Annotated in this window: 23 protein-coding genes; 15 read left to right on the forward strand and 8 right to left on the reverse strand. The window is 73.2% G+C overall.

Annotation, left to right across the window (positions count from 1 at the left end):
• Positions 1–60 precede the first annotated feature (60 nt).
• The gene (locus J2S55_RS30130) at positions 61–789 is read left to right on the forward strand and encodes a thioesterase II family protein (protein WP_306867912.1); all 729 of its coding nucleotides are present in this window, start codon (positions 61–63) and stop codon (positions 787–789) included.
• 317 nt (positions 790–1,106) lie between these two features.
• Here J2S55_RS30130 and J2S55_RS30135 read toward each other — a convergent pair whose 3' ends face one another.
• The 5 genes from J2S55_RS30135 to J2S55_RS30155 all read right to left on the reverse strand — a co-directional run bounded on the left by J2S55_RS30135 (position 1,107) and on the right by J2S55_RS30155 (position 9,196).
• A complete protein-coding gene (locus J2S55_RS30135; RefSeq protein ID WP_306867914.1) occupies positions 1,107–1,622 on the reverse strand; it encodes a hypothetical protein in 516 nt (171 codons plus the stop codon).
• A 234-nt stretch (positions 1,623–1,856) separates the two neighbouring features.
• Complete coding sequence (locus J2S55_RS30140) at positions 1,857–4,427, reverse strand: ATP-binding protein (protein ID WP_306867916.1); 2,571 nt, start codon at positions 4,425–4,427, stop codon at positions 1,857–1,859.
• Positions 4,428–4,585: 158 nt separating this feature from the next.
• Entirely contained in the window at positions 4,586–5,467 is an 882-nt protein-coding gene (locus J2S55_RS30145) for an esterase/lipase family protein (protein ID WP_306867917.1), read from the reverse strand.
• 190 nt (positions 5,468–5,657) lie between these two features.
• Positions 5,658–7,694 carry an acyltransferase family protein gene (locus J2S55_RS30150; protein WP_306867919.1) on the reverse strand — a complete coding sequence of 679 codons (2,037 nt, stop codon included), beginning with the start codon at positions 7,692–7,694 and terminating at the stop codon, positions 5,658–5,660.
• A 122-nt stretch (positions 7,695–7,816) separates the two neighbouring features.
• Positions 7,817–9,196 carry a glycosyltransferase family 2 protein gene (locus J2S55_RS30155; RefSeq protein ID WP_306867920.1) on the reverse strand — a complete coding sequence of 460 codons (1,380 nt, stop codon included), beginning with the start codon at positions 9,194–9,196 and terminating at the stop codon, positions 7,817–7,819.
• Positions 9,197–9,681: 485 nt separating this feature from the next.
• Here J2S55_RS30155 and J2S55_RS30160 point away from each other — a divergent pair, with 485 nt between their 5' ends.
• Entirely contained in the window at positions 9,682–10,590 is a 909-nt protein-coding gene (locus J2S55_RS30160; RefSeq protein WP_306867922.1) for a carbamate kinase, read from the forward strand.
• Between the two features lie 46 nt (positions 10,591–10,636).
• Complete coding sequence (gene bar, locus J2S55_RS30165; protein ID WP_306867924.1) at positions 10,637–11,728, forward strand: barbiturase; 1,092 nt, start codon at positions 10,637–10,639, stop codon at positions 11,726–11,728.
• Between the two features lie 55 nt (positions 11,729–11,783).
• Here bar and J2S55_RS30170 read toward each other — a convergent pair whose 3' ends face one another.
• Positions 11,784–11,909, reverse strand: a complete 126-nt coding sequence (locus J2S55_RS30170) for a hypothetical protein (protein ID WP_306867927.1) — start codon at positions 11,907–11,909, stop codon at positions 11,784–11,786.
• Between the two features lie 145 nt (positions 11,910–12,054).
• On the opposite strand from J2S55_RS30170, the gene J2S55_RS30175 reads away from it, so the two are divergent.
• The 7 genes from J2S55_RS30175 (at position 12,055) to J2S55_RS30205 (ending at position 18,018) form a co-directional block, all read left to right on the forward strand.
• Positions 12,055–12,609 (forward strand): SseB family protein, encoded by a 555-nt coding sequence (locus J2S55_RS30175; RefSeq protein WP_306867929.1) that lies wholly within the window; start codon positions 12,055–12,057, stop codon positions 12,607–12,609.
• Between the two features lie 180 nt (positions 12,610–12,789).
• The gene (locus tag J2S55_RS30180) at positions 12,790–13,695 is read left to right on the forward strand and encodes a prepilin peptidase (RefSeq protein ID WP_306867931.1); all 906 of its coding nucleotides are present in this window, start codon (positions 12,790–12,792) and stop codon (positions 13,693–13,695) included.
• Between the two features lie 183 nt (positions 13,696–13,878).
• Entirely contained in the window at positions 13,879–15,057 is a 1,179-nt protein-coding gene (aroC, locus tag J2S55_RS30185; RefSeq protein WP_306867933.1) for a chorismate synthase, read from the forward strand.
• A gap of 64 nt (positions 15,058–15,121) precedes the next feature.
• A complete protein-coding gene (locus J2S55_RS30190; RefSeq protein ID WP_306867934.1) occupies positions 15,122–15,625 on the forward strand; it encodes a shikimate kinase in 504 nt (167 codons plus the stop codon).
• The gene (gene aroB / locus J2S55_RS30195) at positions 15,622–16,698 is read left to right on the forward strand and encodes a 3-dehydroquinate synthase (protein WP_306867935.1); all 1,077 of its coding nucleotides are present in this window, start codon (positions 15,622–15,624) and stop codon (positions 16,696–16,698) included. Before J2S55_RS30190 ends, aroB begins: the two co-directional genes overlap by 4 nt.
• Positions 16,699–16,780: 82 nt before the next feature.
• A complete protein-coding gene (aroQ, locus tag J2S55_RS30200; protein ID WP_306867937.1) occupies positions 16,781–17,215 on the forward strand; it encodes a type II 3-dehydroquinate dehydratase in 435 nt (144 codons plus the stop codon).
• Complete coding sequence (locus J2S55_RS30205) at positions 17,212–18,018, forward strand: SGNH/GDSL hydrolase family protein (protein WP_306867939.1); 807 nt, start codon at positions 17,212–17,214, stop codon at positions 18,016–18,018. Before aroQ ends, J2S55_RS30205 begins: the two co-directional genes overlap by 4 nt.
• A gap of 36 nt (positions 18,019–18,054) precedes the next feature.
• Here the strand turns inward: J2S55_RS30205 and J2S55_RS30210 are convergent, their stop codons facing one another.
• A complete protein-coding gene (locus J2S55_RS30210) occupies positions 18,055–20,079 on the reverse strand; it encodes an ATP-dependent DNA helicase (RefSeq protein WP_306875626.1) in 2,025 nt (674 codons plus the stop codon).
• 263 nt (positions 20,080–20,342) lie between these two features.
• On the opposite strand from J2S55_RS30210, the gene J2S55_RS30215 reads away from it, so the two are divergent.
• Entirely contained in the window at positions 20,343–21,704 is a 1,362-nt protein-coding gene (locus J2S55_RS30215) for a hypothetical protein (RefSeq protein ID WP_306867940.1), read from the forward strand.
• A gap of 67 nt (positions 21,705–21,771) precedes the next feature.
• On the forward strand, positions 21,772–23,358 hold the full coding sequence (locus J2S55_RS30220; protein WP_306867941.1) for a Na+/H+ antiporter: 1,587 nt from the start codon (positions 21,772–21,774) through the stop codon (positions 23,356–23,358).
• Here J2S55_RS30220 and J2S55_RS30225 read toward each other — a convergent pair.
• Positions 23,355–23,612 (reverse strand): ubiquitin carboxyl-terminal hydrolase 14, encoded by a 258-nt coding sequence (locus J2S55_RS30225; protein ID WP_306867942.1) that lies wholly within the window; start codon positions 23,610–23,612, stop codon positions 23,355–23,357. The genes J2S55_RS30220 and J2S55_RS30225 overlap by 4 nt on opposite strands.
• Positions 23,613–23,834: 222 nt before the next feature.
• On the opposite strand from J2S55_RS30225, the gene J2S55_RS30230 reads away from it, so the two are divergent.
• The 3 genes from J2S55_RS30230 to J2S55_RS30240 are packed head-to-tail and all read left to right on the forward strand — an operon-like array spanning position 23,835 to position 24,955.
• A complete protein-coding gene (locus J2S55_RS30230; RefSeq protein ID WP_306867944.1) occupies positions 23,835–24,236 on the forward strand; it encodes a DUF8711 family protein in 402 nt (133 codons plus the stop codon).
• Between the two features lie 57 nt (positions 24,237–24,293).
• Complete coding sequence (locus tag J2S55_RS30235) at positions 24,294–24,635, forward strand: YidH family protein (protein WP_306867946.1); 342 nt, start codon at positions 24,294–24,296, stop codon at positions 24,633–24,635.
• The gene (locus tag J2S55_RS30240; protein ID WP_306867947.1) at positions 24,632–24,955 is read left to right on the forward strand and encodes a DUF202 domain-containing protein; all 324 of its coding nucleotides are present in this window, start codon (positions 24,632–24,634) and stop codon (positions 24,953–24,955) included. Before J2S55_RS30235 ends, J2S55_RS30240 begins: the two co-directional genes overlap by 4 nt.
• Positions 24,956–25,022: the final 67 nt, after the last annotated feature.

The following is a 25,022-nucleotide window of genomic DNA, read 5'->3' on the forward strand; positions in this document are numbered from 1 at the left end:
CGGAGGCCGGCGGGGCCGCGCGCACCGACGCGGCCCCGGGGCCGAGGGCACGGGGCACGCGTGAGCTGGCTGCGCTGTTTCCATCCCCGCCCGAGAGCGACCACGAGGCTGATCTGTTTCGCGCACGCGGGCGGGTCGGCCACGGCCTACCGGGACTGGTCCACGCTGCTGCCCGAGTCGGTCGAGGTGTACGGCGTGCAGTTGCCCGGCCGGGCCGACCGCTACACCGAGCCGCTGCCGGAGCGCATGGAGGCGCTGGCCGGCGCGGTCGCCGAGGCGATGCCCCCGCTGCTGGACCGGCGTTTCGCGCTGTTCGGGCACAGCATGGGCGCGGTGACCGCCTATGAGGTCACGCGGGTGCTGGAGGCGCGGGGGACCGGCCCGGCGAGGCTGTTCGTGTCGGGGGCCACGGCCCCGCACGAGGCCAGGAGGAGAGGCCAGGTCTCGGCCTACGACGACGAGCGGCTCCTGGCCGAGCTGACCCGGCTCGGCGGCACCGATCTGGAGATCCTCTCCCATCCCGCGATGCGGGAGCTCATCTTCCCCTACATCCGGGGTGACTACCGGCTGCTGGAGAACTACCACCACCGTCCGGGCCCCCCGCTGCGCACCCCGATCTCCGCCCTCGTCGGCGACGCCGACCCGGTGGTCACCGCCGCCCAGGCCAAGTCCTGGGAGGCGCACACGGTCTCGGACTTCTCCCTGACGGTCTTCCCCGGCGGCCACTTCTACCTGCAGCCGCACCGGGCACGGGTGGTCGCCGAGATCGCGCGGCGGATGAGCGCCTAGACCACTGAGCACGGCCCGTGCATGGACCTCGCCGGATCTCCGCGCTCCGCGCGGCCCGTGCTCGGGCTGTGTTCGATCGGGGCTCCGCCCCAACCCCCTGACCGCTTGAGTGTCGGCGGCAGCGGTTCCAGCACCGCCCTCTACGCATCGGTCAGGTCGGACCGCCTCGTCACCGCCAGGACGGCCACGAGGTCTCCGGTAGGCAGGTCCGTCTTGGTCGACCAACCACCTACCGGAGACCTCGCTCTTCGTCGATCCCTGACCGGCTCTGTGCCGTCAGGCCGACCCCCGCGCCACAGCGGACCTCGACACACGCCCTAGAAGAGGGCGTGGATCTCAGGGGTGTCGAAGGTGCGGCCCAGGTTGGTGCGGGGGTCGACGAACCTGATCCGGCCGAACACCTCGTCGACGCGGTCGCCGGGGGAGTCGTCCTCGTTGAGACTGGACGGGAGGACGACACGGTGGAAGTCGGCGCTGAGCCCCGACTCGTCCGTGGCGCCTATCCCGACCATGGGGACGCCGAAGAGGTCGTTGTCGAAAAACGTGTCGGCTCCGACCACCTTGGCCGTGAACGGGTCGCCGGGGGCGTCGATGATCGCCTGGGCGTCCTGCCGGCTCATGTGGACGTCGATACCGAGGTCGACGGCGTACTGCCCGTCGCTGAGCCGATTGATGGTCAGGCACACGACGCCTGAGCTGAAGCTCCTGCACTGCTGATCGGCCGAGGCGGGCACCGCCAGCGCGACGATCGCGACGGCGGGCACCATGACGGCGCCCAGCACGCGCAGGAGGCGACGGGTGCGGTTGCGGGATTCGGGGTTGCCGGTGGACATGGGGGGTCTCCTCGTGATCCGGGCGCCGCCATCGGACGGCGGCGCCTCAGCCGGAAGGGCGTGACACGGTGTGACGCGATGTGCGTCGGAAGGGAACGGACCGCGACGGCGCGCCCGGCCGCCCTGGGCCGTGCGGCCCCGAGCCGCGGGTCACGTCCCGTCGCGCGTGTCACGCGCTTCTTTCACTGATGAGTCTGCGATCGACGGCAAGGCGCGGGCATCGGGAGCGGGCCCTTAGCTTTGCCGCGGGGCTTCCCCATCTTTCCAACGGGCCGCTTCCTGCCTGTTCCGGACGCCGAGCTTGGCCAGGATCGCCGACACGTGGTGGTCCACGGTCTTGTCCGCGATGTGCAGCCTGGCCGCGATGTCGGCGTTACGCAGCCCCTCGCGCAGGAGGGCGAGCACGTCGAGCTCGCGCGATGTCAGTCCCGCCGGATGCGCGAAAGTCGCCCGCCGCGGTCTCCTGTCCACCCCGAGCGCACGCAACCGCTGGGCGATCAGTTCGGCCATCGGCCGCGCCCCGAGCCGTTGCAGCCGGTCGAGCGCCGACACCAGATCGGCCGCATCCGGGCTCGCGGCGCGCGCGACCGCCGCCTCGTAGGGGCAGCCCAGCTGCTCCCACGCGCGTTCGGCGCCGCGCCAGTCGCCTGTCGTCTCCAGTGCGTACGGCGAATCGCCGCCGGCGGTGTCCATGCCGGCGTGGTGGAGCCAGTAGCCCAGCTCACCGGCGGCCCAACGGTGCCCGAGCCGTACGGCGTGGCCGTAGGTCTCGGCCACGAGCGCAGGGATGTCGGCGGTGCGGCCGATCAGGTACGCGGCCTCGGCCCGCCCCGCGGCGACCGGCCACAGGCGCTGCAGGTCCATGGTCGGCACGGCCAGTTCCCACGCCTCCTCCAGGGCCGCGGCGCCGTCGGGCTCGCCTCTCCGTACGCGGATCCGGCCGAGGACGGTCAGCGTGACGATCCTGCTGCCGGCCATCCGGCCCGGCGGTGACGCGGTCAGCAGATCGGCCGCCTGGGTCCACCGGCCACGTTCGAAGAGCACGCGGCCCAGCCACGCGGTCGCGTACCGATGGTCGCGGTCCAGACCGCGCTGCTCGCACCACGCGATACATTCACGCAGCCAGCACTCGGCCAGGTCATAGTGGCGGATCTCGCCCGCTCCCGCGCCGAGGTTCGCCATCGCCCCCCCGGCCGCGGCGTCGTCCCCGGCACGGCGGGCCACCTCCAGACTCCGCAGCAGGGCGGGCTCGGCCTGCTCGGGGTCGGCGAACCACTGGGCGGAGCCGACCGTGTTGAGCGCCCGAGCGAGCAGCGTCGTGTCACCCACCTGCTCGGCGAGCGCGATGGCCTGGGTGCCGACTTCGATGGCGCCCGGAATGTCCCGCGCGAGCATGAGCAGGGCCGCCGACCAGGTGGACGCGGCCGCCAGCGCGGGCCCTGGCCGGTCCGGGTCGATCATCGCCAGCGCGGTACGGACCGAGTCGTTGGCGGCATGGGTCCGGCCTGAGATCCACAGGTAGTGCGAGCGTCGGGCGAGCAGCGCCGCCTGCCGGTCGGTGTCGCCGATCCGCTGCCACAGCTCCAGCGCCACGCCGGACGACTCTATCGCCGCGGTGTCCCTGTCCACTCTCGCGCACGCGTCGGCGTGCCGTTCGAGCAGTTCGGCCCGTTCGCGGAGGGAGAGCCCGGCCGATTGACCGGAGGGAGGATCCAGGACGAAGCGCAAGGCCTGGGTGTAGTGATCGGCGGCCTGCCGGTGCGCTCCGGCCGCCGCCGCGCGCTCCGCCGCTGCCGGGGCGTGCACCAGCACGGCCGGGCCGTTCCCCGCCTCCTCCGCGTGATAGGCGAGCCGTGCCGGATCGGACCCCGGCCTGGCCGCGAGCCACGCCAGGACCACCGCGTGCAGCGTGCCCCGCCTGGCCGGCGCGATGGTCTGCTCGATGGAGAGTCTGGCCAGCTCGTGCCGGAAGCGGACGCCGGTCCCTTCGCCGACGAGCATCCCGGCGCGCACACACGCGTCGATGGCCGTCCGCGCATCTCCTCCACCGAACCCGTCGAACAAGGAGAGTTCCGCGTGATCGGGAATCACGGCGACCGCGTCGAGAACTGCCCGGGCGTCCGCGTCGAGTCTGGCCGCGCGGGCCAGCACCGCGTCCCGTACGGTCACGGGGACCACCGGTCCGGGCTCGCCGAGCACCTCCGTGACGAAGAACGGATTGCCGGCGGTCCGCGCGTGAACCTCACGCGGGTCCATGCCGTACGGCTCGGCGAGGTGGGCGACCGCGGCGGCCGACAGCGGTCGCAGCGGGATCCGGCGGGTGGACCGTTCCCCGGCGAGCCGGCCGAGCACGCCGAGGAGCGGATGGTGGGAACCCAGCTCGTCATCGCGGTAAGTGATGATCAGCAGACCTGCCGTGCCCCCGACCCGGCGTCCGGCGAAAGCCAGCAGATCAAGGGTGGCCTCGTCGGCCCAGTGCGCGTCCTCGATCACAACGGTCCGTCCCGCGGCCAGCACGTCGAGGAACGCGCCGTAGCGGTCGTACCGGACCGACTCGGCGGCCATCGCCCTGGCCAGCTCACCACCCGCCGCCCGCGCGATGTCACGTAACGGTCCGAGCGGGCGCGGCGTACGCAGCGCGTCGCATCCGCCCCACAGCACTCCACCGTCGACCTGCGCGGCGAAAGCCGTGACCAGAGCTGTCTTGCCGATCCCCGCCTCACCGGAGACCAACGCGACCCGGCCGTGTTCCCGGCGGCACTCCGCCAACACGGCGAGTGCGTCCTCCCGTTCCAGGAGTTCCATGTGCCGGATGCTACGCCTCGCAGGTCAGGCCTCAAGGCCGTTGCCGACGATTCGACGAGCCGGCTCCGTTCGGCTCACAGTTTCAGGCGGATCCACCCCTCCGAGACGAATCGGCAAAGAACGGCCACCCGGAGAGCGACCGTTCGTTCTCCGGGTGCTCAGAGGATGAGGGCGAAGCAGTCGGGCCGGTAGCCCTTGGGCAGCGGTCCGGGAGACTCCAGCGCCTTGTTGACGTAGGAGAGCATCACGGGGTCCAGCGTCTCCAGGTTGTGTCCGAGCGCTCCCTCGACGAGACCCTTGAGCGGACAGTCGTCCTGGAGCATCCGGTTGGTGACCTGCTCCCGGGGCCCGTCGATGAAGGTCGAGGCCGCCTCCTGCTCGGCCTTCAGGCCGAGGGCGGTGTAGCCGACCCCGGCTTCGACCATGGAGGGGGCGTTGAGCCGCTCCATCAGCGGCGAGTCGGTGCGGAGCTCGTCGCAGACCGTCTCCCACCCGCAGCTCTCGCGCAGCTCCCCGGTCAGCTCGTGGTGCGGGGCGCCCATCGTGATCAGCTCCGACACCCTGGGCGCCCCGCCCTCCAGCCGCATGTAGGCCCGGGGCACGATCCCGCCCAGGCTGTGCCCGACGATCGCCGCCTTCTCCGCCCCGGTGGCCTGGAGCACCCCCTCGACGAAGATCCCCAGCGCCCGGGCGGAGACCTCGACCGAGTTGCTCCACCCGTAGTCGAGCGCGAAGACGCAGTAGCCCTGCTTGCTCAGGTACGGCGCCGCCACCGGCCAGGTCACCGCCCCGGTGCTCTTGGCGCCGTGGACCAGGATCACCGGGTACGGCGAGCCCTCGCGGGGCCGGCAGTCGAAGTCGTTGGCGTCCTTCAGCCCGTCGGAGGCCATTCTCCTGGCCTCGGCGACCAGGTCCACCTCCGGCGCCGGAGGTGCCGTCTCCCGGTTCACCAGCGTGCCGGCCGCGAAGGTGAGGACCGCGAGCCCGGCCGCGGCACACAGGACGATCACGACGATGTGGCCAAGACGGAGCCGACCCACTCGATCACTCCTCCGGAAAGGACGCGGAACAAGAGCCTTTCCCCGTCACCCGCTCGCGGTCTATGACCTGGCCGCGCCGGTTCCACCTGCGGAGTTGGCAGCCCGCGACAACTTCCGGTTCAGGCCCTCCCGGCCGGGCCCCGAGCACCCGGCCAGGAGGGCGGTCATGAGGGGGACCGCGCGGCGGTCCTCACAGGACGGTGGGGATCAGGTCGAGGCCCTCCAGGTCCTGTTCGATCCGGGGGGCGAGCCGCGTCGCGAGGGTGTCGGTGATGTGCACGTCGTCGCGGTAGAGCACGATGCCGTCCAGTGCGGCGGGACAGGTCGCGGCGGTGGCCGGGCAGAGCAGGGGGGTCACGTCCAGCAGGCGGACACCGGGGCGTTCGCCCGCGGTGATCTGCTCGGCCAGCGGGTCGGGACGGAGGCCGCGGTCGCGGGGGAAGGCGCAGTCGCCGGCCGGCCCGCCCGAAAGGCAGGCGGGCACGTCCTTACCGGGCAGCGGGGTGTCGCGCAGGTAGACCAGCGGGGCGCCGAGCCGGGTCAGCCGGTCGAGGGTGGAGTCCCAGGCGCGGGTCAGCGCGGCCCGGTCGGTCGCGTAGGCGTTGAGGGAGGCGACCAGGACCAGCCGGGGCGGGGGGCCGGCGGCGAGCCGCTTCAGCGCGTACTCGCGCCAGGTGTCGCACTCGTGGTACTCCCGGCCCAGGCGGGGGTCGACCACCGTGAGCCTGGGCAGCGGGCAGCCGGGCTTGGTCAGGACCTCAAGGGCCCAGCCCCGGCGCACGGCGACGCGCTCGGCGGCGGCGAACCACTGACCGGCGTGGGAGTCGCCGACGAGGACGATCCTGTCCTTCGCGGCCGGGTCGCCGAACAGGCAGGCCGGGCTGGTCGTCGCGGTCAGCGCGACCTCGCACCCCTTCGACCGGGGGAAGTCGGTCCGGGCCTGGGCGGGCGGCGGCTGGAGCGCCGTGGCGGGGGCGTCGGCCACGGTGACCCGGGTGGTGGCCACGCCCTGCACGGCCCCGCCGTTGAGCAGCAGCGCGGCGGCGACGGGGACCGTCACGGCGGTGCTGCCCAGGGCCAGGCCGCGCCTGGGCAGCGCGGTCACCACCTCCGACGTGCGCAGCGGGTTCTCCACCAGCCTCATGGTCAGCGCCGCCGGGACGGCCGAGGCCAGCACCAGCGCCAGCCGTACCGGCCAGGGCTGGGTGCCGAGCGCGGCCTCGGCGAGGACGAGGACCGGCCAGTGCCACAGGTACCAGGTGTAGGACAGCCGTCCGACCGCCCGGACGGGGGCCAGCGCCAGCAGGGCCGAGACCGGTGAGCGGAACAGGATGACGGCGACCGTGCCGAGCGTGGGGGCCAGGGCGGCCGTCCCGGGATAGCGGGTCGTCGAGTCGAACACCGCGACCGACCAGGCGATCGCCGCGGCTCCGGCCAGGCCGAGCGCGGCCGAGACCGCCCCGGCGGCCGGGCGGGGGCGCCGTCCGGCCCCGCGGCCGGCGTCCGGGCCGTCCTGGACCGCGCCGCGCGGGGGACGCAGGCGGGAGCCGTACGGCATGAGCAGGGCGGCGAGGGCCCCGGCGCCGAACTGCCATGCCCGCGAGGGCGAGGCGAGGTAGGCCAGGGGCTCGCTGAGAGCCGTCCAGCGCAGGGACAGGCCGAAGGAGGCGCAGGTCAGCGTCACGATGATGACCGCGATGGCGGGGACGGCGCCGCGGCCGAGGCGGCGGGCGGCCAGGGCCGTCACCAGCAGCAGCGGCGCCCACAGGAGGTAGAACTGCTCCTCGACGGCCAGCGACCAGTAGTGCAGCAGGGGGCTGGGGTCGCGCGCGGCGGCCAGGTAGTCGGTCTGGGCGGCGACGGCGCGCCAGTTGGCGATCGACAGGGCGGCGGCGACCGCGTCACCGGCGATGTCGCCGCCGCGCAGGGGCGGCAGCAGCAGCCAGGCTCCCAGCACCGTGGCGAGCAGCACGGTCCCGGCGGCCGGCAGCAGGCGCCGGGCCCGCCGGGCGTAGAACTCGGCCAGGGAGAAGCGCCCGCCGGCGGCGATGTCGCGCAGCAGCAGGCCGGTGATCAGGAAGCCGGAGACGACGAAGAACACGTCCACCCCGGCGAACCCCCCGGCCAGGCCGGGGACGGTGGCGTGGAAGGCCAGCACGGCCAGGACGGCCACCGCCCGCAGCCCTTCGATGTCGGGCCGGAAGCCGAGGTGATACCGCGGGGTCAAGGCGGTCGCTCCTTAGGAGGCGGGGAGAAGCGGCGGGAGTGCGGCGGAGCCGGAGGCGAGCAGGACGCCCAGCAGGAGCAGGGCGGTGATCGCCAGGGCCTCGGGCCAGCGGAACCGGTGGTTCAACGGAGGGTCCTCCACAGGTCGCGGATGAGGGGGAGGGTGATGTAGGTGGTGCCGCAGGCGAAGAGGGTCAGCGCCCAGTAGTCGTCCCAGCCGTGGACGGGGGCGCGCAGGGCGATGCCGGCCCAGGTGGCGGCGGTCGTGACGGTCAGCCAGGCCAGAGCCGTCCGGCTGATCGAGGAGACCAGCCTGCTCCTGCCCGCGGCGGCCCCGCTCGGCACCCAGGCCGCCGCCCGGTCGCGCACCGCGTGCACGATGGAGAGCAGGTGGCAGTAGGAGTAGAGGGTCTGCGCCCGGACCACCTCGAAGCGCCAGCGGCTCACCGAGACCGCCGGCAGCAGCACCAGCGCCACCCAGAGCGGCGCCACGAAGGGGATCATGTGCCAGGCCCGGACGTCCTCGGGGTAGAAGGCGAGCATGACGAGGCCGGGCAGCGGGACCGCCGCGATGTTGACGGCCGAGACGAAGTAGCTCAGGAAGCCGCTGTAGTAGGACAGCCGCACCCGCCAGGGCATCGGCGTGCGGTGGAAGTCGCGGTCGAACAGCAGGCTCATGCAGCCCATCGCCCACCGGTACTGCTGGGCGACGTAGGAGGCGACGTTGTCCGGGGACAGCCCCTTGGCCAGCAGCACCGGCACGTACTTGGTGCGGTAGCCGCGCCGCATCAGCTCGACGCTGGTGTGGATGTCCTCGCTGTGGTCGATCCTGGGGAAGCCGCCGATCTCCTCCAGCGTGGACCGGCGGTAGACCACGTTCGTGCCCACGCAGATCGCGCCGCCGTCGGCGTCCCTGGAGGGCTGCAGCCACCGGTAGAACATCTCCTGCGCCGCTCCGGCGGTCCGCTGCAGCCAGGGCATGTCCGGTGCGGTGTCGAAATACTGGGGAGACTGGGCCACGGCGATCTCCGGGTCCTCCAGGTAGGGGACCAGGTGGGCCAGGAAGTCCGGGCGCGGGCAGAAGTCGGCGTCGAAGACCGCGACGAGGTCGCCGGAGCTGATCGACAGGCCGTGGTTGAGGTTGCCCGCCTTCTTCAGGTGCCCCCGGTCGGCCCGGGAGCTGTAGCGGAAGCCGTACCGCTCCGCCAGGTCCGCCACCTCGGCGCGCGCGGCGTCGTCGAGCACCCAGACGGTGATCGGACCGTTCCACCGCAGGGCGGACAGGTGGCGGAAGGTGTTGTCCAGGATCGGCAGCGGCTCGCCGCGGGTCGGCAGGAACACGTCCACGGCGGGCGTCCCCGCCGGCCGCCAGGACCGGACCAGCAGGTCGTGCGACTCCCAGGTGGTGAGGCGCTGGCGCTGGCCGTCGACGAACGACATCGCCCAGCCCGCCAGGTTGAGCGCCAGCGCGGCGAAAAACGGCCACAGCGCTGGGTGGCGCATCGAGAAAAGGAGAACGGTGCCCGTGGTTAATGTCAGGGAAAGAGGTGTGCAGAGTAATACCCAACGCCTTTGCGGGCCGAAATAGAGTTTCAGCTCGCCGTCCGAGGGTGGCCGCGGAAGGTGGCGCACGGCCTCGTCAGAAGGTTTTTCCAGTAGTGCGTGCATGCGTAGGACCCCGATTTCCCAGCTGCGCGGGACGGATGACTTCCGTCTGTGGAACCAACTGTAAACAAACTTATCAGTTCCGTGCGAGGTGGCGGGTGAGGGGTGATGAAACACCGCGTTAACTGAATGAGATTCTGTGCCGTGAAATATCCAGGCTCGTTCTCATAAATAGCTATTTGTCCAATTCGTCGGATCTTCGGATGTGTCCTAGATCACAGGCTGGCCTGGCCCGCTAACCGTGGAGTTCTGTCGAAGAACGGCCCCGCCTTGGGCAAAGAGTGCCCATGAGGCGGGCCGGGCAGGCCGTTAGCGTCGCCCGTGTGGGCGAACGAGTACTGATCGCGCTCGGCGGCAACGCGATGACCGCTCCCGACGGGAGCGCCTCGCCCGACGACCAGCGCCGGGCGGTGGAGGGGGCGATGCGTCACGTCACCGCCCTGATCGCGGCCGGCCACCAGGTGACCCTCACCCACGGCAACGGCCCCCAGGTCGGCAACCTGATCCTGAAGAACCAGCTCGCGGCCGACGTCGTGCCCCCCGTGCCGCTCGACTGGTGCGGCGCGCAGACCCAGGCCACGATCGGCACGTTGGTGCTGAACGCCCTCGACGGCCGGGCCGCCGCCGTGGTGACCCGGACGCTCGTCGACCCCGGCGACCCGGCCTTCCTCGACCCGGTCAAGCCGATCGGCCGCTACTTCACCGAGGCGGAGGCCCGGCGCCTGGAGAGGTTCGGCCAGACCTGGCGCCGCTTCGACCGGGGCTGGCGCCGCGTGGTGGCCTCCCCGGAACCGCTGGAGATCCTCGACGCGCCCGCGGTGGCCGCGCTGGCGGCCGCCGGATTCACCGTCGTCGCGGCGGGCGGCGGGGGAGTGCCGGTGGTCCGCGACGCCGCCGGGCGGCTCACCGGGGTCGAGGCCGTGATCGACAAGGATCTGGCCGCCGCGGTGCTGGCGCGCGCCGTGGGCGCCACGGTCCTGGTGATCGCCACCGACGTGCCCGGGGCCGTCGTCGGGTTCGGCACGGCCCGCGCCCGGCCCCTCGGCCCCGTCACCGCGGCGGAGCTGCGCGTGTTGCACGCGGCCGGGCACTTCGCGGGAGGGAGCATGGGACCGAAGGTCGAGGCCGCGCTCCGCTTCGTCGAGGGCGGCGGCCGGGCGGTGATCACTTCTCTCGAAGGCATCGGGGCGGCGGTCGGCGGGCAGACCGGCACCGTGGTGCGGAAAGAGTGAAACGACGCCATGACCTGTCGACACGACCTATCGAAAGGTGACAGCAATGCCGGAACCGATTGAAGTGCGCAAGGTGGCCATCGAGAGCGTGACCGACGCCTCCGGGCTGGCCAGGCTCATCGACGACGGGGTGATCGAGGCTCACCGGGTGCTGGCGGTCATCGGCAAGACCGAGGGCAACGGCGGGGTGAACGACTACACCCGGATCCTGGCCGACCGTGCCTTCCGCGAGGTGCTCGCCGCCAAGGGCCATCCGTCCCCCGAGAGCGTCCCGCTGGTGTGGTCCGGCGGCACCGACGGCGTGCTGAGCCCGCACGCGACGATCTTCGCCACCACGGCGGACGCGGAGCCGAGTGACGAGCCGCGCGTCAGCGTCGGCATCGCGATGAGCGAGGTGATCCTGCCCGAGGACATCGGCCGCCCCGCCATGGTGGAGAAGGTCGCCGCCGGGGTGCGCGAGGCCATGAAGATCGCCGGGATCGACGACCCCGCCGACGTCCACTACGTCCAGACCAAGACGCCCCTGCTGACCCTGGCCACGATCAACGACGCCAAGTCCCGGGGCAAGGACGTCGTCATCGAGGACACCGGCCCGTCCATGGACATCTCCAACTCCACCACCGCGCTCGGCGTCGCGGTCGCGCTCGGCGAGATCGAGATGCCCGCGGCCGAGCAGATCCACCGCGACCTGTCGCTGTACTCCTCCGTCGCGTCCTGCTCCTCGGGCGTCGAGCTGGACCGGGCGCAGATCGTGGTCGTCGGCAACGTGCGCGGCATCGGCGGCCGCTACCGGATCGGTCACTCGGTCATGAAGGACGCGCTGGACGCCGACGGCATCTGGGAGGCGATCCGCGGAAGCGGCATCGACCTGCCCGACCGGCCCCACCCGACGGACCTGGGCGGCAGGCTGGTCAACGTCTTCATGAAGTGCGAGGCCGACCCGTCGGGCAGCGTCCGGGGACGCCGCAACATCATGCTCGACGACTCCGACGTGCACTGGCACCGTCAGATCAAGGCCACCGTCGGCGGCGTCGCGGCCAGCGTCACCGGCGACCCGGCCGTCTTCGTCTCGGTCGCGGCGGTCCACCAGGGCCCCAGCGGCGGCGGTCCGGTCGCCGCCATCGCCGACCTCGGCTGACCCGCCCCGCGCGGCCGTGCCCCCCCGTACGGCCGCGCGCCCCGTGCCGGACAGGTCAGCCCCACAGCGTGTAGACGATCCCGAGGGTCGCGGCGAAGAACAGCAGCTCGACCGCGTAGCGGACCGTACGCGCCGTCCGTGACTCCCCGGCCTGCCGACCACGCTCGATCGTCTCCGGCATGACCCGCTCCTTCCATCGCATTTCCTGACGGATCGATCGTGGCCCGCCCACCGGCCCGCGGTCATGGGGCTGTTGTCCCGGCTTTCCCGGGACCCCGGTCCCGGCGTTCCCTCCTCCCTGCCCGCCCCGGGTAGGCTCCGGATCCGTGCCGAGCATTCCCCAGCCCCTGGTCCCCGACGACGACGGAAGCGCCGACGCCTCCGTGGCGTCCGCTCTCGCGGCCCTGTCCGCCGGTACGGCGGACGCCGGCGAGGTGATATCCGCGCTGGGCGGAGCCCGGCTGCTCGTCCCGGTGGTGGCCCTGCTGACCGAGTCGGAGGTCGGCGAGCACGGGCTGCGGCAGGAGAAGGAGAGCGAGATGGCCCTGCCGAAGCTCATCGGCGCCGACGGGCGCGAGGCGGTGCTCGCCTTCACCGGGACGGAGTCGCTGAAGCTCTGGCGCCCCGACGCCCGGCCGATCCAGGCCACCACCCTCCAGGTCTGCCAGGCGGCGGTGCACGAGAACGCGGCCGCCGTCGTGATCGACGTGGCGGGCCCGGTGCCCTTCGTGATCGAGGGGAGCGTCCTGCGGGCGTTCGCCGCGGTCGAGTCGGGCACCATCGACCAGCTGGGTCCCGAGGTCACCGTGGCGCGGATGGAGGAGGCCGCCCCGGCCGCCCGGCGGCGGCGCTTCGGCTGGCCCTTCCGCGGACGGAGCTGACCTCCCGGGCCGGTCCCATGCCCCGGGCCGTCCTGCGCCGAGGCGGCGACCCGGTCCGGCCGGCTCCGCCCTCCCCGAGACGCCGAGGCTCCGCGCGGATTATGGTCGGCCCGTGGACGAGCGCGGTGGGCGAGCGGGTGGTGGCGGCGGTCCGTGGGCGGCCCCGGCCGAGGGGGCTCGGTGAGCCTCCTGCCGGTCGCGGCGGCTGTCGTCGGCCTGGTGGCCGGGCTCTGGACCCGGGTCCTGGTGGTCCGGCACTCGGTGGCCGAGGGCGAGCCGCCGCGGCGCGACTGCCCGCACTGCGGCGTCCCGCTGCCCGGCCCGGGGCGCCGGGGGCGTACCGGAGGCGCCGGTCCGCGGCCGGCGGGGGAGTCCCCGGGCGCCGGTCCCGCGCGGACCGGCCGGCCGTCCTCGCCGGAGCGTTGGAGGCGCCTGCCGTGGGCCGGCCCGCTGCCGGCCGCGCGCTGCGCGGGCTGCTCCGGGCGGATCGGCCCGCCACCGCTGGCGGTGGAGCTCGTCACCGCCCTGGCGCTGGCCGCCCTCGCCCTGCGCGCCGTACCGCCGTCCGCCCGCTCCGGCGCCGTCCTCGCGGGACGGCCGTCCGGCCCGCTGCCGGAGCTCGCCTCGGGGACCGAGCTGGCCGCCTACGGATGGCTGGCCGTGGTCGCCGTCGCGCTGGTCTTCGTCGACGCCGCCGTTCACCGGCTGCCCGACCGGCTCACCCTCGCCGCCTATCTCGGGACCGCCGCCCTGCTGACGGTGACGGCCGTGCTCGCAGGCCGTTTCGACGACCTGTTCAGAGCCGGGCTGGGCGGGCTCGCCCTGGCCGCCTTCTACCTGGCGCTGTTCCTGGTCAACCCGGCGGGCATGGGCCTGGGCGACGTCAAACTCGCGGCGGTGCTGGGCACCGCGCTCGGCTGGGCGGGCTGGGAGACGCTGGTCGCCGGGGCCTTCCTGGGCTTCGTCGCGGGCGGCCTCTACGGGGTCGCGCTGATGGTCCTGCGCCGCGCGGGCCGCAAGAGCGAGATCCCCTTCGGCCCCTTCATGGTCGCGGGGGCCTTCGCGGCCCTTCTCACCGCCCTCTGATCGCCGGGGCGGTCATGCGGCCTTGGCCTCCCGGCCGACGACCTCGTAGGACTCCAGCCGCTCGCCGTACTCGTAGCGGATCCCCCGAGGTCCGGCGCGAGGTCACCGCCGGGCTCACCGGCCGGCGTCTCACCTGGTGAGCTGCGGCCATTCCAGTGGGCGGCACATGGAAGACTTGTCATCATGTTGCGCTGGTTGACTGCCGGAGAGTCCCACGGCCCTGAGCTCGTCGCGATCCTGGAAGGCCTGCCCGCCGGGGTGGAGGTGACCACGGCCGACATCGACGGGGCGCTGGCCAGACGACGGCTGGGCTACGGCCGCGGCGCCCGGATGAAGTTCGAGCAGGACGTGGTCAACGTCGTGGGCGGCGTGCGGCACGGCCGCACGCTCGGCAGCCCCGTCGCCATCCGGGTGGGCAACACCGAGTGGCCCAAGTGGGAGACCGTCATGGCCGCCGACCCGGTGGACCCGGCGCTGCTGGAGGGCCAGGCCCGCAACGCGCCGCGCTCGCGCCCCCGCCCGGGCCACGCCGACCTCGCCGGCATGCAGAAATACGGCTTCGACGACGCCCGGCCGGTGCTCGACCGGGCCAGCGCCCGCGAGACCGCCGCCCGCGTCGCCCTCGGCCAGGTCGCCAGAAACTTCCTCAGGCAGGCGCTCGGCGTCGAGATCGTCAGCCACGTCGTCTCGATCGGCGGGGCGCGGGCCACGGAGGGCGTCCTGCCCGGCCCCGGCGACATGGAGGCGGTCGACGCCGACCCGGTGCGCTGCGCCGACCCGGCCGGCAGCGCCGCGATGGTCGCCGAGATCGACAAGGCCCACAAGGAGGGCGACACCCTCGGCGGCGTCGTCGAGGTGCTCGCCTACGGCCTGCCGCCCGGCCTGGGCAGCTACACCCACTGGGACCGCCGCCTCGACGCCCGCCTCGCCGCCGCCCTGATGGGCATCCAGGCGATCAAGGGCGTCGCCGTCGGCGACGGCTTCGAGACCGCGCGCCGCCCCGGCTCCCAGGCCCACGACGAGATCGAGAACACCGCCGGCGGGGTGCGCCGCATCACCAACCGGGCGGGCGGCGTCGAGGGCGGGATGACCAACGGCGAGCCGCTGCGCGTCAGCGCGGCGATGAAGCCGATCTCCACCGTGCCGCGGGCGCTGGCCACCATCGACGTGCTGACGGGCGAGGCGGCCAAGGCCCACCACGAGCGCTCCGACGTGTGCGCGGTCCCGGCCGCCGCGATCGTCGCCGAGGCGATGGTCGCGCTGGTCCTGGCCGACGCCGCGATCGAGAAGTTCGGCGGCGACTCCGTCGAGGAGGTCGCGCGCAACCTGTCCGGCTACCTTTCGTCGATGGTGATCAAGTGAGCGGGAGAGCCGACGGGCGGGGCCGGACCGGCTCCCGCCCCGGCCGGCCGCTGGAGGAGGCGCAGTGAGTCCCCGCGTAGTTCTGATCGGCCCTCCCGGATCGGGCAAGTCGACGGTCGGCAGGCTGCTGGCCGACCGCCTGGGGGCCGCCTTCCGTGACACCGACGCCGACGTGGAGACCGTGGCGGGCAAGCCGGTGAGCGACATCTTCGTCGAGGACGGCGAGGAGCGCTTCCGGGAGCTGGAGGCGGAGGCCGTACGGCTGGCGCTGGCCGACCACGACGGCGTGCTCTCCCTCGGCGGCGGCGCGGTCCTGGCCGAGGCCACCCGGGAGCTGCTGGCCGGCCACCCGGTGGTCTACCTGGAGGTGGGCCTGTCGCAGGCCGTGCAGCGGGTCGGTCTGGCCTCGGCGCGACCGCTGCTCGTGCTCAACCCGCGCAGCCAGCTCAAGAAGCTGATGGACGCCCGCCGCCCGGTCTACGAGGGGCTGGCCACCGTCATCGTGGCGACCGACGAGCGCAAGCCCGACGAGGTCGTCGAGGAGATCGTGAAGGGACTGCCGGCGTGACGGTCTCCAGGATCAGGGTCGAGGGGGAGGCCCCCTACGACGTGGTGATCGGCGCCGACGTGCTCGGTGAGCTCCCGGGCCTGCTCGGCCCGGGGGTCCGCACCGTCGCCGTGGTCCACCCGGCGAGCCTGCCGGAGATCGCGCGGCCGGTCTGCGGCGCGATCGAGGCGGCCGGGCACGAGGTCGTCCCGCTGCCGGTGCCCGACGCCGAGCAGGCCAAGACGGTCGAGGTGGCCGCCCAGCTCTGGTCGGCCTTCGGCCGCTACGGGGTCACCCGCTCCGACGCCGTGGTCGGCGTCGGCGGGGGGGCCACCACTGACCTGGCCGGGTTCGCCGCCGCCACCTGGCTGCGCGGGGTCAAGGTCGTGCAGGTGCCGACCACCCTGCTCGGCATGGTCGACGCCGCGGTCGGCGGCAAGACGGGGATCAACACCCCCGAGGGCAAGAACCTGGTCGGTTCCTTCCATCCTCCGGCCGGGGTGCTGTGCGACCTGACCACGCTGGCCTCGGTGCCCCGCGACGACTACGTCGGCGGCCTCGCGGAGATCATCAAGGGCGGCTTCATCGCCGACCCGGCGATCCTGGCGCTCATCGAGGACGACCCCGAGGGCGCCCGGTTCCCCGAGGGACGGCACACCCGCGAGCTGATCGAGCGGAAGGTCCGGATCAAGGCCGCCGTCGTCGGCGCCGACCTGCGCGAGGGCGGCGTGCGCGAGATCCTCAACTACGGCCACACCCTGGCCCACGCCATCGAGCGGGTCGAGGACTACCGGATGCGCCACGGCGAGGCGGTGGCCATCGGCATGGTCTACGCCGCGGAGCTGTCCCGCCTGGACGGCCGGATCGGCGCCGACGTCGTGGACCGGACCCGGTCCATCCTGACCTCGGTCGGGCTGCCCGTCTCCTACCGCCGTGACGCCTGGCCCCAGCTCCGCGACCACATGCGCCTGGACAAGAAGAGCCGCGGCGCCAAGCTGCGCTTCGTCGTCCTGGACGGCCTGGCGAAGGTGTCCCCGCTGGAGGACCCGCCCGAGGCCCTGCTCGAAGCCGCCTACGAGGAGGTCGCCCGGTGAGGCGGGGAGGCGGGCGCCGGCCGTGCCGCGGGCACGCCGGCCGACACGGCCGCGCGGCCGGCGGAGAGCGGTGATCGACCCCATGAGACCCGTGTACGTGCTCAACGGCCCCAACCTGTCACGGCTCGGCGCCCGCGAGCCCGACGTCTACGGCGCGGAGAGCTTCTCCGACCTGGTCGCGCTCTGCCGCGAGACCGGCCGGGAGCTGGGCCTGTCGGTGGACGTCCGGCAGACCGACGACGAGGCCGAGATGGTGGCCTGGCTGCACGAGGCGGCCGACGGCCGGGTGCCGGTGGTCCTCAACCCGGCCGCCTTCACCCACTACTCCTACGCGCTGCGCGACGCCGTCGCCCAGCGCACCGCGCCCCTGGTCGAGGTGCACATCTCCAACCCGGCCGCCCGCGAGCGGTTCCGGCACACCTCCGTGGTCGCCGCCGTGGCCACCGGCACCATCGCCGGCTTCGGCCTGAGGTCCTATGCGCTCGCGCTGCACGCCATCGCCGAGGACGCCCGGTGAGCGGCTACCGTTCCTTCGTCGCCCTCGGCGACAGCTTCACCGAAGGGCTGAACGACCCCGGCCGGCCGGACGCCCCCGGGACGGGCGGGCCCGGCGCGGACCCGGCGCGGGCCGGACGCTACCGGGGCTGGGCCGACCGGGTCGCCGAGCGGCTGGCCGCGCTCGACCCGGACTTCCGCTACGCCAACCTCGCCGTGCGCGGCAAGCTCATCGACCAGATCGTCGAGCACCAGGTCCCGCGGGCCATCGGGATGCGGCCCGACCTGGTCAGCCTCTGCGCCGGCGGCAACGACCTGCTCCGGCCGGGCAGCGACCCCGACCGGATGGCCAAGAAGCTGGCCGGAGCCGTACGCGACCTGCGGGCCACCGGCGCCGAGGTTCTGCTGTTCACCGGCGTGGACCCGCGCGACACCCCGATCATGCGCCGCGTCCGCGGCACGGTCGCGATCTTCTACATGCACGTCAGGTCCATCTCCGAGCTGCACGGCTGCCGCCTGGTCGACCAGTGGTCGATGCAGGGCCTGCGCGACTGGCGCGCCTGGAGCGACGACCGCCTGCACATGAACGAGGAGGGCCACCGGATGGTGGCCGCCAAGGTGTGCGAGGTGCTCGGGGTCGACTGCGACGACGACTGGCGCAAGGTCTGGCCGCCCCGCGAGCGGGTGGATCCCGCGGTCAAGCGCCGCGAAGACGTCCAGTGGGTCCGCCGGCACCTCGGCCCCTGGGTCGTCCGCCGCCTGCGAGGCCGTTCCTCCGGTGACCTCCTCGACCCCAAGCGCCCGGATCTGGACGCCTTCTCCTGACCGGAGCGGCGCCCGCGGGCGCCGACGGCCCTGACCTCAGGAGGCCGCCAGGCGCCTGAGGGCGTCGCGGACCTTCGCCGGGTCGTTGGTGGGCCAGAAGGGCGGCAGGGAGTCGCGCAGAAAACCCGCGTAGCGCGCCGTGGCCAGGCGGGGGTCCAGGACCGCGACCACCCCCTTGTCGTGCTGGCTGCGCAGCAGGCGGCCCGCTCCCTGGGCGAGCAGCAGGGCGGCGTGGGTGGCGGCCACCGCCATGAAGCCGTTGCCGCCCTTGGCGGCGACGTGGCGCTGGCGGGCGGAGGTCAGCGGGTCGTCCGGGCGCGGGAAGGGGATGCGGTCGATGATGACCAGCCGCAGGGAGGGCCCCGGCACGTCCACCCCCTGCCACAGGGACAGGGTGCCGAACAGGCACGTCGGCTCGTCCTCGGCGAACTGCTTGACCAGCAGCATCGTGGAGTCGTCGCCCTGGCAGAGCAGCGGCACGCTCAGCCGCTCCCGCAGGGCCTCGGTGGCGGCCTTGGCGGCGCGCATCGAGGAGAACAGGCCGAGGGTCCGGCCGCCGGCGGCCTCGATCAGCTCGGTGATCTCCTCCAGGTAGGCCTCGGGCAGGCCGTCACGGCCCGGCTGGGGCAGGTGCTTGGCGACGTAGAGGATGCCGCTGCGCGGGTGGTCGAAGGGCGAGCCGACGTCCAGCCCGGTCCACCCGGCGCGCTCCTTGCCCCCCTCCTTGGCGCCCAGGCCCCACTGGCGGGCCAGCCCGTCGAAGGCGCCGCCCAGCGCCAGGGTGGCGGAGGTCAGGATGACCGTGCGGTCGCCGAAGAGCTTGTCGCGGAGCATGCCCGCCACGGTCAGCGGGGCGACCCGGAGCAGGGGAGGGCGGCGCTCGGTGCCCGCCTCCAGCCAGACCACCTCGGCCCGGTCGACCTCCTCCGCGTGGCCGAACGCCTCCAGCATCCGCTGCGCGGTGTCGTGGACCTCGTCCAGGGCGGTGAAGGCGGCCTTGCGCAGCCCCGCGCTCTCGGGGTCGTCCTTGTCGGAGCTCATCCGGGGGCCGAGGGCGGTGATGCACGCCCAGGCCGCGTCGCGGATCAGGGCCAGTGTCAGGCCGAGCACCTCGGGGAGGTCGTCGAGGCGGCCGGCGGGAGCGACGGCGAGCAGGGCCTTCAGGTCCTCGCCGGCCTCCATGAGCCGGTCGGCGAGGTGCTGCTCGATCAGCTTGCCGACCCGGCGCACGGTCAGCGCGACCATGGTCTCCGACAGCTCGCCGGTCACCACCGAGGTGACCCGGTCGACCAGCTCGTGGGCCTCGTCCACCACGACCACCTCGTGCTCGGGCAGGAGGGGGAAGTCCTCCATCGCGTCGATGGCCAGCAGCGCGTGGTTGGTGACGACGATGTCGGACTCGCCGGCCCGGGCCCGGGCCAGCTCGGCGAAGCACTCCATCCCGCTCGGGCAGCGCGTGGCGCCCAGGCACTCCCTGGCGCTCACCGAGAACTGCCGCCAGGCCTGCTCGTTGACGCCGGGGACGAGCTCGTCGCGGTCGCCGGTCTCGGTCTCCTCGGCCCATTCCTGGATGCGCTGGACCATCCGCCCGGTGAGGCTGACCTCGCGCGGGTCGAAGAGCTGGTCCTGCTCGTCGTCGGGCCATCCCGCGCTGGCCTTGTAACGGCACAGGTAGTTGCGGCGGCCCTTGAGGATCGCGAACGTGGGCTCGTGCGGGAGCTGCGGGGCGAGCGCCTCGGAGAGGCGGGGCAGGTCGCGGTCGACGAGCTGGCGCTGGAGCGCGATGGTGGCGGTGGAGACGACCACGGCGCCCTTGGCCGTCATCGCGTGGCGGATCGAGGGGATGAGATACGCCAGGGACTTGCCGGTGCCGGTGCCCGCCTGGACGGCCAGGTGGTCACCCGACTGGATCGAGTGCTGCACCGCCTGGACCATCTTGATCTGGCCGGGCCGCTCCACCCCGCCGACGGCCTCGACGGCGGTGCTCAGCAGCTCCTCCACCGGCGGCAGGTCCGCCTTCGGGGAGACGTCTTCGGCGGGGGTGATGGAGTCGGTCGGCACGACAGCCAACCGTACCTCCTCCCCCGGACAATCGCGGCTGTCTCCGGTGAGTCACCGGCCGGGCGCATCCCGGTATTCCGGGACCCGGCGCCCGGCGCCCGTGGCAGACTGGCGGGATCACCCGGCTTACCGGCCTCCAGGGATCAAGAAGATCGCCCGTTTTGGTGTCATAGTGACGGAAGATGGGGACGGAAAGACCGGTTCGGTAGAGTTTCCCGAGGTCGAGTGGACGAATAAAGGCTGGTTAAAGCACTATGTCTTCCATGTCGGAAGTTGTCCCGTTGCCGTCGTTCGGCGAAGTGTTCTTTGACGAGCGTGGCCAGGAGCGGGTGCTCCGGGTCACCTGGCACGAAGGCACGCTGGTGCTGAGCCTGTGGCGCGGGGAGATGTGCAGCGCCAGTTTCCGCATGCCCATGCAGGACGTGGGCCGCCTGGTGGACACCCTCGACGAGGGCTTCGTCGAGGCCGGCGGCCAGTATCCCGACGAGGTGGGCGAGCAGCACCCCCCGGCCGGCGACTACCAGGAGCACGGGGAGTTCCCCGGCACCGGCCAGTACGCCCGCCCGCGCCCGGAGGACTACGCCCAGCAGCAGTACGCCGACCCGGCGGCCACCCAGGTCTCCCCTCCGCCCGACGAGCCGCGCCCGGCCCCGGCCCCGGCCCTCGGACCCAACGACGTGCTGGTGGCGCGGGGCGCCGTACCGCCGTTGGACCGGTCCCACGAGCGCCCGCCTGCCGGGTACGGCCCGGCCGACGTGGTGCCGCGGGAGAACCTGATCGTGGGCGACTCCCTGCCCTACGGGCAGGCGGCGCCGGTCGAACCGCACGGATCGGGTCCCGGCGAGCCGCTCTACCAGATGTCCGGCGACCCCTACGCGGCCCAGCAGCCCGACCCCTACGGCATGCCGTCCCAGCAGCCCGACGCCTACGCGGCCCAGCAGCCCGCCGACCCTTACGCGGCCCAGCAGCCCGACGCCTACGGTGTGCCGTCCCAGCAGCCCGACCCTTACGCGAGCCAGCAGCCCGACCCCTACGGCGTGCCGCCCCAGCAGCCGGTGGACCCCTACGCCGCCACGCAGGCCCAGCGGCGCCCCGACTCCTACGGCGCGCCCGCCCAGCAGCCGGTGGATCCCTTCGCCCCTCCGGCCGGCCGGCAGCAGCCGGTGGACCCCTTCGCGCCGCACGCCGAGCAGTTCCCCTCCTCCGCCCGCCAGCCGCACGCCGACCCCTACGCGGCCCAGCAGCAGCACTCCACCGACCCCTTCGGCTTCGCGGCCCAACAGCAGCAGCAGTCCGCCTACGGCTCCGCGCAGCCCGATGCCTACGGCTACCCCGCCCCGGCCCAGCCCGACCCCTACGCCTTCGGCGCCCAGCAGCCCGCCCCGCAGGCCGGCCATCCGGCGGACCTGCGCGACCTGTACGGCTCGCCGCCCTCCTACCAGCAGGACGTGGACCCCTCCGACCCGCTCGGGCTCGGTGGCCAGCAGGCCGACCAGCGGATGCCGCGCCCCTACGTCGACCCGCCGCACTCCACCGGCGAGCGGCTCCGCCCCGAGCCGCGCTACGACGACCAGCGTTATGACGAGCGCCGCCCCGACGACAGGGACGAGCGCCGCGACTGGTGACCGGTGCCGGGTGCGCATCACCGTGAGGGGTCCCGTACGCTGATCGCCCATAACGGGTGGGAGTGGGATGAATCAGGCGTCGGTGCTGCAGATGTTGGTCGTACCGGTCATCGCGATCGCGGTGGCCGCCGTGGCCAGGCGCAGGGGATGGCCGGTGCCCCTGCTGCTGGTGTCGGCGGGGCTGGTGCTGTCGCCGCTGGTGCCGGAGTACGAACTGGACGCCGAGCTGGTCCTGCTGGTGTTCCTGCCGCCGCTGCTCTACTCCGCCGCGATCGACAGCTCCTACCTGAGGCTCAAGGCGGTGCTCAGGCCGGTCGCGCTGCTGTCGGTCGGGCTGGTGCTGTTCACCACCCTGGTCATCGGCTGGGTCGTCCACCTGCTCATGCCCGGTCTGCCGATGGCCGCCGCGTTCGCGCTGGGCGCGATCGTGGCGCCGCCCGACGCGGTCGCCGCGGTCGCGGTGGCCCGCAGGCTCGGGCTGCCCCGCAAGGTGGTCACCATCCTGGTGGGGGAGAGCCTGTTCAACGACGCCACCGCGCTCACCGCCTACCGGGTGGCCATCGCCGCCGCGGTGGGGGCCGGGGTCACCTGGCTGGACGCGGCCGGCAAGCTGCTCTACTCGGCGGTGGGCGGCGTCGTCGTCGGCGTCGCGCTCGCGTGGGTCCTGGCCCGGGGGCTGGTATACCTGCGGGACGCGCTGGTCGAGAACACCGTCATGCTGCTCATCCCGTTCGCGGTCTACCTGGCGGCCGAGAGCGCGCACGTCTCCGGTGTGATCGCCGTGGTGATCGTCGGCCTCTACATCGGCCACCGGCTGCCGTCCACCGCGGGGTTCGGCACCCGGATCCTGTCCAACGCCGTCTGGCGGATCGTGGACTTCTTCCTGGAGTCGGTGGTCTTCGTGCTGATCGGCCTGCAGCTGTGGCCGATCACGCAGGAGCTACGGGGCGAGGATCCGTGGCGGCTCACCGGGATGGCGCTGGCCGTCTTCGCCGCCGCGGTGCTCGCCCGGATCGTCTGGGTCGTGCCCAGCATCTACCTGCCCAGGATCCTGTCCAGGAGAGTCCGCCGGCGGGAGCCCCACGCGCCGTCCTGGCAGAACGTGGCCATCGTGAGCTGGGCGGGCATGCGCGGGGTGGTCTCCCTGGCCGCGGCCTTCGCCCTGCCGCAGGGCTTCCCCGGCCGCGACACGCTGGTCTTCCTCACCTTCGTGGTGGTGATCGGCACGCTGCTGATCCAGGGGCTGTCGTTCCCGGCGCTCATCCGGCGGCTGAAGATCTCCAACGAGCAGGAGGTCTACGCCGACAACCTCGCCGAGGCCGCCGCCCAGCAGGCGGCGGCCGCCGCCGGGCTGGCCCGGCTGGAGACGCTGGTGGCCGAGGGCGTCATCGACGTCCACGAAGAGGTGGTGGAGCAGCTCAGGTCACGGTCCGAACGCCGGGCGCTCACCGCCTGGGAGCGCCTGGGCGGCGGCACCGGCCCAGAGGGGGAGGAGACGCCGAGCACCGTCTACCGGCGGCTGCGCAGGGAGATGCTGGCGGCCGAGCGCGAGGTGCTCGTACGGCTCCGCGACCAGGGGCGGATGGACGACGAGGTGCTCCACCGGATCATGCAGGAGCTCGACTTCGAGGAGGCCACCCTCGAACGCGTCTAGCCGATGACGTTGTCGACGTAGCACCACCGCCAGTCCTCGCCCGGCTCGAAGGAGGCCACGACCGGGTGGCCGCTCTCCTTGTAGTGGGCGGTGGCGTGCTTGCCGGGTGAGGAATCGCAGCAGCCGACATGCCCGCACGAAAGGCACTCGCGCAGGTGGACCCAGCGCATGCCGACGCTGAGGCACTCCTCGCATCCCTCAGGTGTGCGCGGGGGCTGGTTCTGGGCCTCGGCGATGTGCTCGCAGGTAAGCATTTCTCCCCTTATATGGCCATCACTGGCGGTCGTAGAGCCAGGATCATGGTGTGATGAGGCTGAGGCCGTCCACGGCGGTGCCGTCGCACGGCGCCTGCCGGCTCCGCCCGGGGCCGCGCCTGGCACGGACGGATCAGCTACCCCTACCTTACTCCGCGCGTTTTCCGGCCGGACAGGCATGAGCGGCGCCTGCCGTACCGGCCCGTTGGGTAGGGTCGGGGCATGCGACCCCTTCCGCGACGAATTCCCGCCCTCGCCGCCTCCGCGCTGGCCGCTGTGCTCATCACCACCGGATGCTCCGAGCTCCAGCAGGTGAGCGAGGGGGTGGACAAGGCCCAGCAGTGCCTGCAGGCCGCGGGCATCGTCACCGAGACCGTGCAGAAGATCACCGGCCTGATGGACGACCCCGCCGCGATGGAGAAGGCGCTGAACGACGGGGCCGCCAAGCTCGGCGACCTGGCCGACAAGGCGGCCAACACCACGCTCAAGGAGGCCGCCGACGGGGTCGCCAAGGACCTGGAGGGCCTCAACGTCACCAGCGCCAACGACGCCATCGACGCGGGGCAGAAGGTGGCGACCGACTCGGTCAAGTGGGTCGAGCGGCTCACCGGCGCCTGCGGCTGAGCCTCCGCTCAATCCCGGGTTCTCGATGGGGAATGTCGCTGAAATAGCGTCGTCCTCATGGACAGCCCTGGCAACGAACCCGACCCCCGATTCACCCTCGCGAACGAACGCACCTTCCTGACCTGGCTGAGCACGTCGCTCGCGCTGAGCGCGGGCGGCGTCGCCATGGCCGCGGTCTCCGAGGAGGTCTTCGTGCCCTGGATGCGGACCCTGCTCGCGCTCACCCTGGTGTGCCTGTCGGCGATGTCGGCCGCGATGGCCTACCCCCGCTGGCGCCGGGTCCAGCGCGCCCTGCGCAGCGCCGCCCCGCTCCCGCCCCCCGCCATCGCCCCCCTGCTGGGATACGGCGTGGCGGCCGTGGCCGTGCTCGCCATGATCCTCATCCTGTTGGGCCGATGAGTCCCCTGTGGGATGAGGGCCTGCAGAACGAGCGGACCCGGCTGGCCTGGGTCCGGACCGCCGCCGTGCTCGCCGTCAGCGGGCTGGGCGCCGCCGGGACCGGGCTGCGCATCGGCGTCCCCCCGGTGATCGTCGCCCCCTTCGCGCTGGCTGCCCTGTGCGGCGCGCTCCTGCTGGCCCGCACCGGCGTCCGCTACCAGCGCGTGCAGCGCGCCCTGCACGGAGGCGCCCCCCTCGACGAGCGGGCCGACGCCGTCATCGCCTGGCTCGGCACCCTGGCCGTCGCCGCCGGGGCCGTCCTCTTCGTGCTCGTCCGCTAGTCCCCGGCGCGGTGCGGCCGGTGGGCGGATGACTCAGTTCCGTACACATCTCCGTCCGCTGGGCCGC

Source organism: Streptosporangium brasiliense (genome assembly GCF_030811595.1).
GTDB lineage: Bacteria > Actinomycetota > Actinomycetes > Streptosporangiales > Streptosporangiaceae > Streptosporangium > Streptosporangium brasiliense.